The sequence below is a fragment of the Myroides odoratimimus genome (assembly GCF_004337635.1).
Taxonomy (GTDB): Bacteria; Bacteroidota; Bacteroidia; order Flavobacteriales; family Flavobacteriaceae; genus Flavobacterium; species Flavobacterium odoratimimum.
Window position 1 is genome coordinate 2,902,141 of the sequence record NZ_CP037427.1, and the last position, 14,777, is coordinate 2,916,917.

At 30.8% G+C, this 14,777-nt stretch carries 15 protein-coding genes; 6 read left to right on the plus strand and 9 right to left on the minus strand.

Translation table 11 applies throughout. The features are described 5' to 3' along the window. Positions 1 to 910 precede the first annotated feature (910 nt). Entirely contained in the window at positions 911 to 1,945 is a 1,035-nt protein-coding gene (locus E0Z07_RS13070; RefSeq protein WP_006263514.1) for an LLM class flavin-dependent oxidoreductase, read from the plus strand. Between the two features lie 64 nt (positions 1,946 to 2,009). Here the strand turns inward: E0Z07_RS13070 and pdxR are convergent, their stop codons facing one another. The 3 genes from pdxR to E0Z07_RS13085 form a co-directional block, all read right to left on the minus strand. After that, entirely contained in the window at positions 2,010 to 3,422 is a 1,413-nt protein-coding gene (gene pdxR / locus E0Z07_RS13075; RefSeq protein WP_006263515.1) for a MocR-like pyridoxine biosynthesis transcription factor PdxR, read from the minus strand. A 159-nt stretch (positions 3,423 to 3,581) separates the two neighbouring features. Continuing rightward, a complete protein-coding gene (locus tag E0Z07_RS13080) occupies positions 3,582 to 4,007 on the minus strand; it encodes a hypothetical protein (protein WP_225581547.1) in 426 nt (141 codons plus the stop codon). Between the two features lie 154 nt (positions 4,008 to 4,161). Then, positions 4,162 to 4,407, minus strand: coding sequence for a hypothetical protein (locus E0Z07_RS13085; RefSeq protein ID WP_006258960.1), 246 nt, complete (start codon positions 4,405 to 4,407; stop codon positions 4,162 to 4,164). Between the two features lie 409 nt (positions 4,408 to 4,816). On the opposite strand from E0Z07_RS13085, the gene E0Z07_RS13090 reads away from it, so the two are divergent. Both E0Z07_RS13090 and E0Z07_RS13095 read left to right on the plus strand, forming a co-directional pair. Then, positions 4,817 to 5,554, plus strand: coding sequence for an OmpA family protein (locus E0Z07_RS13090; protein WP_006265225.1), 738 nt, complete (start codon positions 4,817 to 4,819; stop codon positions 5,552 to 5,554). A gap of 160 nt (positions 5,555 to 5,714) precedes the next feature. Then, positions 5,715 to 6,398, plus strand: a complete 684-nt coding sequence (locus E0Z07_RS13095) for a phosphoribosylaminoimidazolesuccinocarboxamide synthase (RefSeq protein ID WP_006261140.1) — start codon at positions 5,715 to 5,717, stop codon at positions 6,396 to 6,398. A 53-nt stretch (positions 6,399 to 6,451) separates the two neighbouring features. Here E0Z07_RS13095 and E0Z07_RS13100 read toward each other — a convergent pair whose 3' ends face one another. From E0Z07_RS13100 to E0Z07_RS13125, 6 genes are all read right to left on the minus strand, one after another. After that, complete coding sequence (locus E0Z07_RS13100; RefSeq protein WP_006261141.1) at positions 6,452 to 6,691, minus strand: Sec-independent protein translocase subunit TatA/TatB; 240 nt, start codon at positions 6,689 to 6,691, stop codon at positions 6,452 to 6,454. Positions 6,692 to 6,785: 94 nt separating this feature from the next. Further along, complete coding sequence (locus tag E0Z07_RS13105) at positions 6,786 to 7,865, minus strand: alanine racemase (RefSeq protein WP_006263518.1); 1,080 nt, start codon at positions 7,863 to 7,865, stop codon at positions 6,786 to 6,788. 4 nt (positions 7,866 to 7,869) lie between these two features. Further along, a complete protein-coding gene (locus E0Z07_RS13110; RefSeq protein ID WP_006263519.1) occupies positions 7,870 to 8,313 on the minus strand; it encodes a GNAT family N-acetyltransferase in 444 nt (147 codons plus the stop codon). Positions 8,314 to 9,116: 803 nt separating this feature from the next. After that, entirely contained in the window at positions 9,117 to 10,235 is a 1,119-nt protein-coding gene (locus E0Z07_RS13115; RefSeq protein WP_006258953.1) for a GNAT family N-acetyltransferase, read from the minus strand. Positions 10,236 to 10,322: 87 nt separating this feature from the next. Further along, positions 10,323 to 10,991, minus strand: coding sequence for a spermidine synthase (locus E0Z07_RS13120; protein ID WP_006265226.1), 669 nt, complete (start codon positions 10,989 to 10,991; stop codon positions 10,323 to 10,325). 87 nt (positions 10,992 to 11,078) lie between these two features. After that, positions 11,079 to 11,591 carry a helix-turn-helix domain-containing protein gene (locus E0Z07_RS13125; protein WP_006265227.1) on the minus strand — a complete coding sequence of 171 codons (513 nt, stop codon included), beginning with the start codon at positions 11,589 to 11,591 and terminating at the stop codon, positions 11,079 to 11,081. 304 nt (positions 11,592 to 11,895) lie between these two features. Between E0Z07_RS13125 and E0Z07_RS13130 the strand changes: the two genes are divergently transcribed. The 3 genes from E0Z07_RS13130 to E0Z07_RS13140 all read left to right on the plus strand — a co-directional run bounded on the left by E0Z07_RS13130 (position 11,896) and on the right by E0Z07_RS13140 (position 14,769). Next, the gene (locus E0Z07_RS13130; RefSeq protein WP_071307647.1) at positions 11,896 to 13,047 is read left to right on the plus strand and encodes a M14 family metallopeptidase; all 1,152 of its coding nucleotides are present in this window, start codon (positions 11,896 to 11,898) and stop codon (positions 13,045 to 13,047) included. Between the two features lie 88 nt (positions 13,048 to 13,135). After that, the gene (locus E0Z07_RS13135; protein ID WP_006258948.1) at positions 13,136 to 13,615 is read left to right on the plus strand and encodes an Lrp/AsnC family transcriptional regulator; all 480 of its coding nucleotides are present in this window, start codon (positions 13,136 to 13,138) and stop codon (positions 13,613 to 13,615) included. Positions 13,616 to 13,764: 149 nt separating this feature from the next. Beyond that, entirely contained in the window at positions 13,765 to 14,769 is a 1,005-nt protein-coding gene (locus tag E0Z07_RS13140) for a metal-dependent hydrolase (RefSeq protein ID WP_006258947.1), read from the plus strand. The last annotated feature ends 8 nt before the right edge of the window (positions 14,770 to 14,777 follow it).

Consider the following 14,777-nt stretch of genomic DNA (forward strand, 5'->3'; position numbering starts at 1 on the left):
CATTCTTTTCCAAATATTTCTCAATATTTCCAAAAAAGTCTATTTATTTCCATTTATTAAATCATAAATACCTCATTACCAGTATTTATGAGTTTTTGATACACCCATTTATTCGGAAGCTCTTCGGAAGAGTTCAGTATTTGTTCGGACTGAGGGGCAGTTTTCCGAAGAGCATCCAAAGACTGCCCAATAAACTCCCGAAGAACATGCACTTAGTTTTCTAATTTTTAATGATCTTTAAGGATATATTACTTATTGATAATCAAAGTAATTTTGCTGTTTTAGTAACGTTTAAAAATTACTATAGGATACAATAAAAAAAAGCTCTATCAACAACAATAGAGCTTTCATAATAGGAAACAACATTATAACTTAAATAGAACGTTATGTTCTATGATAGTTCTTATTTAGCATTCAGCTTTATTGAAAAATAATAAAATACTGAATGATAGTGTCTTAATCAGATAAGACGTAAGATTTACTTGTAATAAGTAAGGAGTATTAAAGAATCTAGTATTTATACTTCTAAAACTTATTATTATCAATCTTGTAGGACAAAAGTATAAAAAAAGCACAGTATAATTTCCTAATTTGACGCTAAAACTTACTAAAAGTGTCCTTTTTGCGAATAAAACTTTTTGATTGTTAATCTATATCTCTTACAACTTCAAATTATACTAAAAGAGATTAAGTTCTTTAATTAAATGTAGAAAACTGTAATACTTTTATGTTTGAATAAGCTGTTTTTTTAACTTAAAATGCCTTTTTGGTCATTTTCTTTGAATAATATTAAGCTTTTATACAGGGCTAGAGCATTATTGACAATATCTGGCTGTGCATATCTTAATATAGATTAAGTATAATCCATATTAATAGGAGTAATTTTATAGTATAATAAAAAATGATAAAGATGGAAATAGGAATTAGCATGTTTGGGGATTTAAAATTCGACAAACAAAACAATAGTTATCAGTCAAGTACACAACGTATAAATGAGATTATAGAAGAAGTTAAGTTAATGGATGAAGTAGGATTGGATGTTTTCGGTATAGGAGAACATCACCGTAAAGATTACGCAGTCTCTACTCCAGATATTATATTAGCTGGTGCAGCTACAGTAACTAAGAATATCAAGTTGACGAGTGCTGTTACTGTATTGAGCTCTAATGATCCTGTACGTGTATATCAATCGTTCTCTACTATAAACGCTATGTCTAATGGTAGAGCAGAGATTACAGTAGGACGTGGAAGTTTTATAGAGTCATTCCCTTTGTTTGGATATGATCTTAATGATTACAATGAGTTGTTTACAGAAAAACTTAATTTATTGTTGAATATCAATGCAATAGATGGTCCATTGACCTGGACAGGAAAACACAGAGCTTCTCTAAAAGAACAGCAGGTTTTCCCAAGAAGTGAACAGCCAATGGATGTATGGATTGCAGCAGGAGGAACACCAGAGTCTGTATTAAGAGCGGCTAAATTAGGATTGCCTCTTGTGTTCGCTATTATTGGTGGAATGCCAGAACAGTATAAACCATTCTTTGACTACTATAAACAAGAGTATATTAATGCGGGTCATGATATTAGTAAAATGCAGATCGCTACGCACTCACATGGATTAGTAGGAGTAGACGGAAATGCTTTAGCTAAAGATTATTTCCCTGTATATAAAGAACAGATGGATAGAATTGGGGCATCACGTGGATGGCAACCTTACACTTATGAGCAGTATGAAGGAGGAAGAAGTAGAGACGGTGCTTTATTCATAGGAGATGTGGATCAAGTAGTAGATAAGATTTTATATCATCAAGAGATGTTTGGGTTAACACGTTGGTTAATGCACAGTGATTTAGGAGCGCCTGATCACTTAACACAGATGAAAAATATAGAGCTATTAGGTACTAAAATTGCTCCTGCAGTTAAAAAAGCATTGCGTAAATAATACCAATGATTATAACAAAAATAAATTCCTTTAGTAAAGTCTTTACTAAAGGAATTTATTTTTGTTATAAATGTCTTTTTAAGCATAGTATAGCTTCTTCTATTTGTCGTTCTGACAATGATCCAAAACTAAACCGTATCCCTTGTAATTTATCACTATAGGAGAACCTTTCAGGTCCCATAAAAGCAATTTTATCTAGGTCTAGTTTCTTTTTGAGTTTGTCCCAATCTGTTTCTTTTTTAGGAACTAACCATATTGCTAACCCTCCATCAGCGATTGTATAATTTACTTGTTCTTTAAGGTTTTTATCTAGTAAATCGGCAGTTATATCTCTCTTGCTTTTATAGTAGTTATGTGCTTTTTTTAAATGTTTTCTTATGGTCCCGTCATCCATTAATTGTAAGATAGCTTGTTCCATGATATTATCACCTTGTACATCGATGATACTTCTTAGTTCACCTATTTTTTGAATCAGATCATTGTTAGTCGCTATATAACCGATACGTAGAGAAGGAGCTACGACTTTACTTAATGTTCCTATATATACGTAGTTTAGTACATTCGGAAGACTACTAATCGGCATAACGGGTCTATGTCCGTAATGAAATTCATAGTCGTAATCATCTTCTATAATAGTAAAGTTATACAAGTTAGAGAGCTCTATCAGCTTATATCTTCTCTGTAAACTAAGGGTTGCTGTAGTTGGATATTGGTGGTGAGGAGTAATATAAATAGCTTTAATTCTTTTGTTTTCTTTTAAAAGACTTTCGACTTGATTGATATCAATTCCTTGTTCATCTACATTAGCATATAACAATTTTGCTCCAGCATGCTCAAATGTGTGCCATGCTTTTCTATATCCAGGATGTTCTACTATAATATAGTCATCTTTCTTTAGTAGTACTTGAGCGATAAGGTACATTGCCATTTGACTTCCTCTAGAAATACATATTTCTTCGGCAGTTACTTGCATACCTCGCCAATGATTTAGCATTTTACTAATATGTTCTCTAAACTCAAATAATCCTAGAGGAGATGAGTATCCCATCATCTGCCACTTTCCTTTTCGCTTAAATATTTGGCGATAAGCTCTTGCTAATTCTTCAACAGGAGCAATAGAAGTATCAGGGTTTCCATCATCAACGGTGATATTGTATTGAATAGTTGATTTACTTTCTTTTTTTATAGGAATTTTATTGAGAGGAGTTATATTTATGTCAGCAAGTTTAGAGACGTAAGTTCCACTACGCGATTTGGACATAATCCAACCTTCACTTAATAAGACATCATAGGCTTCTATAACTGTATTTCTATTTACTCCTAAGATTTCTGCTAACTTTCTACTTCCTGGTAGGGCTTCTTCCTCTTTTAGTTGACCTGTTTTTATAGCTTCTATAATAGCGTCAGCTATTTGGAGATAGATAGCTTTTTTTTCAGTATTAATAATTTGAATTTGTAAGGGCCAAGGTCTAAGCATATTAATAAAGTGTATGAAATAAGTAAATGAATTTAAATCAATCTAAGGCTATTTAATACAAAATAGAGATTAGATATAAAATCAAATCAAAGGTACAATGAAAAAGAGAATTTTGTTTCTTTATTTATAAAAGAGAATGTAGTCCTTTAATCTAAGCTTTTAATTTTTCTTGTTTATTAATTTTATACATGAGGGTTGTTTTTCTAGACAAGAAGATCCGTCTGAGGAAGGGTAGCAGTTAGTATTGTCTTTAGGTGTAATACAATGGTTACTTCCATAGATAAGGTAATCGCCTTCTACACGTGGTATAGAAACTAAATGAGCAAGAGAAATAAGAGTATAATCCTTACTATTAGAAATAAAATAGTATAGATTATTATGCTTCAAGATAGTTAGTATAGGAGAAGTAATCTTTGAAAAATGAGGAGTAAAGTACTCTTCTATTTCAGCTTTAAGAGCTTTAGGTTTGATTAGGAATTGATAAGATTCATTACCTAAAGAATCTTTAATAATTCTAACAATATTTTTTTCTTGTAGAGTTTTCTTTTGATAGGCAGTGATTGTAGTCTTTTTATTCTGACCCAAACAGTAAAAAGAATATAGAAAAAAAATAAGTAAAAGTCTCATTATTAAAAATTGTATGTGTTTAATAATGAATGCACAAACACTATTCCAGTTTTAAGATAAGGTATGTGTAAAAGGTTAGTAAGGTGTGAAAATCTGTTATCTATAAAACAAGTTAAAACTGGATTAAAAAATATTTTATTCTCCTCTTTTTAAAGAGGAAGTAATTGTACCTATATTTATATATAGGAATGATGACAAAGCCTTTTTCTTTTAGTTTTTTCGATATAGAAGTCGGTAAATTCTTTATAATACATGAGTTCTTTCCTTTTATAGCAGATTCTTTTAGTTGATTTATTATTTTTTTGTATTGATCATTAAGAGCATTTTCTGCAATAATATTTAGTTCTTCCGCTGTCATTAGATTCTTAATTAAATATATTGTATCGCTGTAAAATTATACAAATGATTAAAATAATTCGCAAAAGGTGTTTTTTTTATATTATTTTCATTGATTGTAAGGGATTTTTTATTGAATTCATTATTTAGAAGTATAACTACTAATAATGTTTCTTTTTTGAAAGCGAAATCGATAACAATGACTTTGTAAATTAACAATAAGTGACAACTATGGTGTAATATTTGAGTTTTTTAATCTAAATTAGAATAAATAATGAAATTGTATTTTGTATATTTATTTATTGTTAGGTAAAAAGCAAAAACAAAACATATTGCTCTAAATAAAACAACTATAATGTTAAAAATTATAAAATAAAGTGTAGTTTTGTGTAAGGAGAATAATAATGTTTATTAGTCTATACTAGAATGATATGAAAAAATTACAATTAATAACTTTAGGACTTTCTTTATTTAGTTTTATTTCTGTATCTGCTCAGAAAATAGAGGGTAAGGTATTTGATAAAAAAACAAATAATCCGATAGGAGAAGGAGAAGTAACATTCTTTAATTCATCAGGAGATAGAATAGCTACAGTATATACTTCTGCAGATGGAGCTTATGTTTTCGAACCTAAAAGGATGACAGATATTCATAAGGTATCTACAGCTGCAAAGAATTATAGTAAAGCAGAGGTTCTTTTGAATCAAATGGATAATGGTGTAGTTGCTAATTTTGGATTAACAAGTGTAGTAAGTGAATCTCAAAATAGAGGTAATACAATAGCAAGTGGCGATTATAATACAACTAGAACTTCTAATGTAAACTATGATAGCTCTACATTGCCATCTTTTTATTACGATTTTAATAGTTCTTATTTAAATACAGATAATAAAGCATCAGTGGATGAGATAGTAGCTTATATGTATAATAATCCAGAAGCTAGAGTGAGAGTTCACGTTTATTTTGATACGAGAGGTAATGCTAAATATGATGAGTGGTTAGCTGATAGACGAGCAGATAGAGTTATTAATTATATGGTCATGAAAGGAATTTCTCCGTCTAGATTATTAAAATTAGTTGAAACTGTGTATCAGAATGTGCCTCCTAAAGAAGGTAGTTATAGAAGTGGAGGATCAGAAAGTAGAAGATGTGATTTCGACCTTATTTAAGGGATAAGTATAAATATAAAAGCTGGAAGTATTCATTACTTCCAGCTTTTTTTATGTTGTTTAGTTTTAGACATAGCTACTATAAATAAAGTTTCTGAAAAATCGTTGGAGTTGGGACATTTGTCTTATTTTTGAGCTTTAATAACAACACTAACACACAATGACATTAAAGTATCAAGGAAAGACTAAAGATGTATATAGTCTATCAAACAATCAAGTTCTTTTAAAGTTTAAAGACGATGTAACAGGAGAAGATGGTGTATTCGATCCAGGTGCAAATACAGTGGGATTAACTATCGATGGAGCAGGTAAGAGTGGATTGAAAATGACAAAACACTTCTTCGAAGTTTTAGCACAAAAGAGCGTTCCTACACATTATGTTTCGGCTGATATAGAAGATGTATCGATGATTGTAAAAGAAGCGATACCATTTGGTAAAGGATTAGAAGTAATCTGTCGTTACAGAGCAGTAGGAAGTTTCTTTAGAAGATATGGCGCTTATTGTACAGAAGGACAACAGCTAGATAGCTTCGTAGAGGTAACCATTAAAGATGACGAAAGAGCTGATCCAACTATTTCTGACGATGCATTAGAAATGTTAGGTATATTATCAAAAGAAGAATATGCAATTTTAAAATCTCGTACTAAAGAGATTTGTCAAATTATAAAGGATGAGTTAGCTACTAAGAATTTAGAGTTATATGATATCAAATTAGAGTTTGGAAGAGATAAAGCTACTAATGATATTATCTTAATAGACGAGATTTCTGGTGGTAATATGAGAGTGTATAAGGACAATGTCTACATTGCTCCATTAGATTTAGAAAAAGAGTTTTTAAAATAAGAGAAAATAAAAGAGGGATATTATTATAATATCCCTCTTTCTGCTTAAAACCTTTATTTAATAGGTTCATTTGTCGATTCAACATTGCTTTTTTGCTCTTGAATATTTTCATTTGCAATAGCATTAGTTGTATTTGTTTCTCTTGTAGCTTGTTTGAATTCTTTAATTCCTGTTCCAAGTCCCTTCATTAATTCTGGAATTTTCTTTCCACCAAAAAGTAATAAAGCTATTGCAACAACAACTATTAATTCAGAAGGAGCTACTCCGCCTAATGGGATAATTGTTGAAACCATATTGTAAAGATGTTTTGATTGAGGAAAACAAATGTAATTAAGAGAAATCTTAATCAATTTTTTTTAACATGATTTTAATTTGCGAATAAAGGAATTACTCTCTACCAATTACTCTTTTATCAACATAATTAGAATTCATAATTCTAAGAATCCCCATATAGCTCATATGAAATGAGATCGTGTCACCCACTTTTAAGTTTTCTGGGTTATCTCCTAGATCCATAACCATCATATCAGAACTAGATCCTACGAATTGCTGCTTAGCATTGATAGGGGTAATGTGGTCTTCTTCTATATCTAATAACCCTAAGTCTATAATCGCTCTATAATTCACACTATTTTCCCATTCTGGTGCTAACTCTACTTTCTCTCCTGTCATTTTCAATCCGATTTCTCCCTCAGGCATCATCGGCTTTTCATATAGCTCAATAATTTCTGCATGAAGCATAAAGATATTCTGTTCAAAATCAGGATAAGCTACATTGTCATAGGCATTGGTTCCCATAAATAAGGTTTCTCCAATTCTAAAGTGATTAATAGCTGTAGGGATAGTGTCATTTAATATTAAAGGAAGCGTTACAGATGCACCACCAGATAGATAGGGGATTGTCTTTTTAAATTTGAGTTCCAGTAGGTCTCTAAATAGCGTTAGCTGTATTAGTTTATCATTATTAGGTAATACGCCATACATGCAGGTAAGATTAGTGCCTAGTCCAATAATATCAATGTTAGGTAGTTCAAAGACTTGGCTGTAGAAGTCTATCAGTTCTTCTCTTAGAACACCTTCTCTTAGTTCGCCAAGTTCTACCATAATAACAATTTTATGTACAGTATTCTGACGTTTAGCTTCTTCAGAAAGAAGTTTGATCGTCTCTAGTTCTGTATTAAAACTGATATCTGCGTACTCAATAATTTCTTCAATACTACCATTAGGGGCAGGTTTAATATAAATGGTTTCAACTGTAGGATCAATTTGTTTGATCATTCTTAAGTTAGAAACTCTAGAATCACATATTTGTTGAGGGTTTAATGCTAAAACCTCTCTGAGGAAGGTCTCATCACCACAAAGTAATTTTCCTACAACAGCCCAGTGTATTCCTTTCTCCTGAAATAGAGCATCTAGCTTGTTGTAATTATGTTTTAATTTACTTTGATTTAATGTTATATAAGCCATCTTCCTATTTTGTTAATCTCATTTCTATGTATTTTTTCTCAAAGCCTTTTCGTTCATATAAGTTTTGAGCAGGATTATCTTTATCTACATGTAGTGCAATAGAACCGTGGGCCTCTTGTTTTAATCTATCTATTAATTGTCCTCCTAGACCTTGACCACGTACACTAGAGTCTATCGCGATATAAACAAGAATATGTTCAGGGATAAATCCTCCCATTAAGGTGTCTAGTAAGACTGTAATACCAACAATCTCTTGTTTTGGATTTTTGGCAACTAATACAAATCCACCTGGTTTGTTGTCATAAGAAAGAGCGTAGTGAATTGCTTTTTCTATATCTTGTTTCTCGTCTCCATATTGTTCTAAATGAAGGTATAGAAAATCAACATATTCTTTGATTTGTGATTCGTTTGTAGAGGTGTGTTTGTCTATTTTATGAATTGAAAGCATAAAAAAATGTTTATATGCTTATTTAGGCTTTACAGAAAAGATGAAGACAAAATAGAAAAGGTAAAAACCTTTGATTTGAAAGTAAAAAAATAGAAACGAATATTGTGTTTCTATGGAATATCTCTTTTAATAAAATAGCTAAATAAGCTTGATTAAATAAATTTGATTTTTGTAAAAATACAAAAAATATGATATTTTGACAAGTTTAAATGATATTTATTGAGAAAAAGTAATTTTTTTTGATTGTAATTGCACTTTGTTTTTATAAGTAAAAGTAGGGGCAATACCTTTATTATAAAGGGTTTAGTAATGATGTGATAAGAGAGATAAAAAGACAAAACCAAAGTATACTTACTATTAACCAAAATGTGATTAATAAGTAATTTTACTACAATTACCTAAGAAGTAAAATAAACAACAATATAAATAATGGTATGATAAAATATTCAAATATCGGATTTAAAAATTCTATTTTTTATTCGTATTTAGTGATAAACTAAAGGTGGTTTTGTTCTGACTTATTAGAGGATTGCTTGAGGGTTTCTTGCACCTTTCTTCGAGAAAAGCACCTTCTGGGCAAGGAAAGCCCAAGAAAACTCCTAGGAATCCCCTAAGAAGTGCAAGCAAAACGCTATTATCTTATTCATTAATACCGAAATTACAGCATTGTGTACTCATACTTCTATTTTTGATTTACCAAATAAGGATCATCTCAAAATAAAGTGTAAAGCCTTTTAATCCGGGTTTAACCCAAAATACGGATTAAAAAAAGGCTAATAGTGAGTTCTATTAACCTTGTATATTTATTGAATATCTAGTCGATATGTTTTGCGTTCTTTGTGAATCTCTGGATCTAGTTGTTTCCAGAGTTGTTGAATTTTATTGTTTTCAACCAATAGAGGATTAGTCTCGACAAATGTGATATTGTGTTTTGAAAAACACTTGTATATCTCTTCAAAAATTATTGCAGTTACTCCTTTATTTCTATATTCAGGATCTACACCAATTAAATAGAACTCTGCATGACTGTTTTTCTTAATTGCTTGTAGTAAATGCCAAAAACCAAAAGGGAAGAGTTTTCCATTAGCCTTTTGGAATGCTCTTGAGAATGAGGGCATTGTAATGGCAAAAGCAATCATTTTATTATTTTCATCCATAATACAAGAGATGTAGTCTGGATGAATAAACTGTAGGTATTTCTTTTTATAGTGCTCTACTTGAAAAGGCTCTATAGGTACAAAGCTTTGTAAGTCTGCATAAGTCTTGTTTAATAGAGCAAACATCTCATCAACATAAGGCATTAGTTCTTTAATCGTTTTGAACTCTAGTACTTTTACATTGTATCTCGTTTTTATAAGAGAAGACATTTTGTCTATTTTCGGTTTATCAAATTTAGAGATATCGAGTTTGTATTCAATCCATTCAGCCTCAGGTTTAAAACCAAGTTGTTGCATATGTTGTGGATAATACTCGAAGTTGTATAGTCCTATCATGGTTGCTATATAATCAAACCCTTTAGTAAGCATTCCTGCCTTATCCATATTAGAGAATCCCATAGGGCCTTCTATATATTCCATATTTTGGCTTTTACCGAATGCGATAACAGTGTCTATTAAAGCTTTTGTCACTTCAATATCATCAATCATTTCTAACCATCCGAAGCGCACTTTAGGCTTGTGTAAATCTTTTACTTCTGTCCAATTGATACAGCAAGCAACTCGTCCTACAATTTCATTGTTTTTATAAGCTAGGTAAAAGTGAACATCTACAGTTTTGAAGATATCGTTGTTTCTATCAAAACTTTTGATCTCTTCTTTAATCATAGAAGGAACCCAGTACTTATTGTCTTTATATAGTTTAAAAGGGAACTTAACGAATTCTTTAATTTCTTGATTCGTTTTAGCTTCTCTAATTTCAATCATTTTGTTTCGTTTTTTAAACTCAGGATTACAAAGATACTTATTTGTAATATTAGAAAAACAAGGTTTGTCTAATTAAAAGTACAGTTGTTATAGTAGTTTCTTGATAGTAAGGAGTTCGTTATACTTTTGTTGTTTAGGATAAGACCGAATAGAATAGTTTTCTTTAGGAAATAAAGTGTAAAAATGTTCATTACGAGTCTCATCTTCTTTTGTCAGTACTATGGTATTGAATAATATGAAACCTTTTGGGGTTAATAATTCTTGTAGCCTCTCAACAAAATAACGTTCAAATAAGAAGTCGGGCATTCTCGCATCTTGGAAGATATCTATGATGATTAGATCATACTGTTCTTTAGAACGCAAGACAAATTCAAAAGCATCTATGTTGTGAATAACGTGGTTAGTGTTGTACTTTTCGATATCAAAGTACTTTTTACCAATAAATAGAATAGCTTCATCTAGCTCAACACTATCAATAGCACTCTGGTATTTTACTTCATCTCTTAATGTCTTTAGAACTCCACCTGCTCCAAGACCAAGGATAAGCACCTTGTTCATTTTTTTGATTTTCTCAAAACCTATAAAACTAAGCCCATTCTTTAGTACCTTTTCTAGATTGCCGTAAGAGTAGTTGGTGTGTTTGGTGTCTACTACTAAGTGTCCGTCTATCCAAGTCACTTCTAATTGCTGACTAACTTTTGAGGGAATTCTCTTTTCTATAACTGGGGTAAAATAACTTAAGATTCTCTTTATCATTTTTTTTCTAGCTCAACTTTCCTTCAAAGATAAATCAAATATTAGATACCTAAAACGGCAATTTTTACTAGGTGATATGGATTAGAATTATCGCGGTTTAAATTGACTAAATGTTCCATCTTTATAAAAAATAATCACCTGTTCAATCTCTCCTTTATTAGATCCTAAAGCAAAATGAGGGAGAATATTTTCAGTACTATTTTCTTCTTTTTGGTCGTGAATAGAGGTGGTTTTTTCCGTTGTTATTTCTTCTTTTTTCTCTACAAAACTTGGAGCTAATTCTTCTTCTTTTTCAGCCGAAAAAAGATCAGTTGAGTAAGGAGTGGTCATTGGAGTAGAAGGAGGAGTTTGGATAATTTTAGTGATAGTAGTGGTATTGTCTTTCTCTAAATAGTTACCCGTTCCTTTGATTAACCATTCCAAACTTAGCTCAGGAAAAGCTTCATTTATTTTTAAAATAAAGTCTAAACTAGGTTTATTTCTACCTGACAAAAGGTGAGATAAACTTGACCTTTGAACACCAACTTTGTCTGCAAAAGAAGAGGCAGAGTAGTCATAGTTGTGAAGTATAAATTCAAGTCTGTTTACAAAGTTATCCATAGCATTTTGTTTATAGAAGTAAATAGTTATAGTGTTTACAAATGTAATATCGTTTATGATATTACAAATGTATACATATTTAGAATTGTAAACAATACTAAAGTTTGTGTTTAAGTGATAGTGCCTAATGAGCTGATAAAAAGAAGGTTGGGTATTGTTGTTTAATTTTGTAAACTTCTAAAGTGTTGCTGATGGTAGTTATGGTTTAAGTATGTTACTTTTGTAAACAAAGAGTTACTTTAAATTGTTTACAGATGTAAAAGATAAGTTATTTACATTTGTAACATCATATAATAATAGAGGGATGAACTATAACTTTTTAGTAGATAACTATACCAATAAATGTGTGTCAGGTAGATATGTGACAGCTGACATGATTGTTGATTTTTTAAATGACTTAAACCTAAACTTCAAGGTTGAGGAGAAAGGAAAATCAGTAGAAGGAAGATCGATAAAAACGATAACATGGGGTGTTGGTAGCACGCGTATTTTTATGTGGTCTCAGATGCACGGAAATGAATCTACAACAACAAAAGCAGTATTAGATTTTCTTCTTTTACTCCATCAAGAAAAAGAGAGTTTCATTAAAGAATGGTATGCTAAATTTACCTTTTATATAGTGCCTATTCTGAACCCTGATGGAGCACATTATTATACTCGAGTAAATGCAAATCAGGTAGACCTTAATAGAGACTCTATTGACCTTAGTCAACCAGAAAGTAAATTGCTTAGAACTTTATTAGAAGAGTATAAACCAGACTATGCATTTAACCTACATGATCAGCGAACAATATTTGGGGTAGGAGAGACTGGGAAACCTGCTACAGTTTCTTTTTTAGCTCCTTCTTATAATATGGAAAGAGAGATTAACGATAATCGCTTAAAAGCAATTAAATTAATCGTGTCAATGAACAAAGAACTTCAAAAGGTAATTCCAGGACAAGTAGGAAGGTTTGATGATGGGTTTAATATAAATTGTATTGGAGATTATTGTCAATCACTAGGTATACCAACCATATTATTTGAAGCAGGACATTATCCTGAGGATTATATAAGAGAAGAAAGCAGAAAGATTATATTTAGAAGCTTACTAGTGGTAGTTTCTGAGATATTTTCTTCAAATTATGAGAATAATACAGTAGATTCCTATTTTAGTATTCCAGAAAACAGTAAAAACTTCAATGATATAGCTATTGAATTTGTCAAACTTAAAGAAACTGACGAGGATTATATTGTGAAAATCCAATATTTAGAGCAATTAGAAGAAGATAATGTTAAACTTTATCCTATAATTGTTGATATTATTAAAAAAGAGAGTAAATTTGTCCATCATCGTATAAAAGAAAATCTCTTTTTTAAAGAAAGTATTGAAAATATTGATGAAGTACTAGATAAAAGATTAACTGAGGTTATTGATTTAAAGGCTGAAGAGGTTAATTATTTATTAAAAAAATAATAAAATTTATTTTTTTTTCAGAAAATCCAAATTTTATTTAGTATTATTGTACAGAATTATAGATTATAATAAGATAAATAATTGATTTATGAGTAAATTTCGTTTAGATGAAATCGATCACCAAATCCTAGATATGTTGATTGACAATACGAGAGTTCCTTTTACAGATATAGCAAAAAAACTATTAATCTCTGCAGGTACTGTTCACGTTCGTGTTAAGAAAATGGAAGATGCAGGAATTATCCAAGGTTCTTCTTTAACATTAGATTATGAAAAATTAGGATATGCTTTCATCGCATATATTGGAATCTTCTTACATAACACGTCACAAACTAAGTTTGTATTAGAGCGTATTAATGAAATTCCTTTCGTAACTGTAGCGCACGTAACTACAGGTAAGTTTAACGTGTTCTGCAAAATTAGAGCGAAAAACACACGTCATGCAAAAGAAGTTATTTACATGATTGATGATATCGAAGGAGTTTACAGAACTGAATCAATGATTTCTCTAGAAGAAAGCATCAATGATAAAAAACGTTTAATGCATACAATCTTTAAAGAACTTTAAGATTAGAATGTATATCACATATAAAAGAGAGTATCTACTAGATACTCTCTTTTTTTGTATTTATATGGGATAGAGAGTATAAAAATGTCAAGCTGTGATTAGGTTTATAGGGTATCTTTTCTTTTTATTTGTATTTTTGAAAAAAAACCATGGACTCATTAACACAAATCATACTAGGTGGTGCGGTTGGAAATGCTATTGTAGGTCGTAAGATAGGCAATAGGGCAATTCTTTATGGAGCAATAGCAGGTACTATACCTGATTTAGATATTTTGTCTGTTTTTTTTACTGATCCTATCACAGCTGTAGAAGTACATCGTGGGTTCACACATTCTATTCTATTTGCTTTTTTGGGAGCTATTTTGTTCGGTTATTTACTCTATTTTATAGAGAAAAAGAATAAAGTAACTTACGAAGAGGGGTTTTGGCTTTTCTTTTGGGGGTTCTTTACACATGCTCTCTTAGATATGTTTACCACATGGGGCACTAGGCTGTTTTGGCCTCTTGATTACTCTTTTGCATTCAAGTCTATCTTTGTGATAGATCCTTTATACACTTTACCGTTTGCATACTTTTTGGTGCGTTCAATGCGAGAGAAGTCAAATTTAGACAAAAGAATGTTTTATAATAGAATGGGGTTCTATGTAAGTTCATTCTATCTATTTATTACATTAATGCTTAAGGCATTCGCTTTTTACAGTTTTACCGACGCATTAGATCGCCAAGGAATTAAGTACACAGAAATGTCTGTAAAACCTACAGTGATGAATACTATCCTTTGGAATGCTATTGTAGAAACAAAAGATTCTTTTTTAATAGGAGAGTACTCTTTCTTTGATAAGTCTCCTATTACCTTTCAGGAGTTTCCTAAAAACCACACTCTTATAAAGTCTTTAGAGAGTCACCCACTAATTGTACGCTTAGTAAAGATTAGTGAAGGATATTATACTTTCTCTGAAAAGAAAGATGAAGTCTATTTCAATGATTTGCGCTTTGGTCTGTTGAAAAATGAAGGAGAAGAAGTGCAGTTTGCTTTTAGTTATAGATTCTACTTAGATGATAAAGGAGAGCTACAAGTAGAAGAAGTGAAAAAAGAGAGAAAAGATGGTTTTAAATTATTGAAAAAGCTATGGTTTAGACTCCAAGGAGTATAGCTAAATGA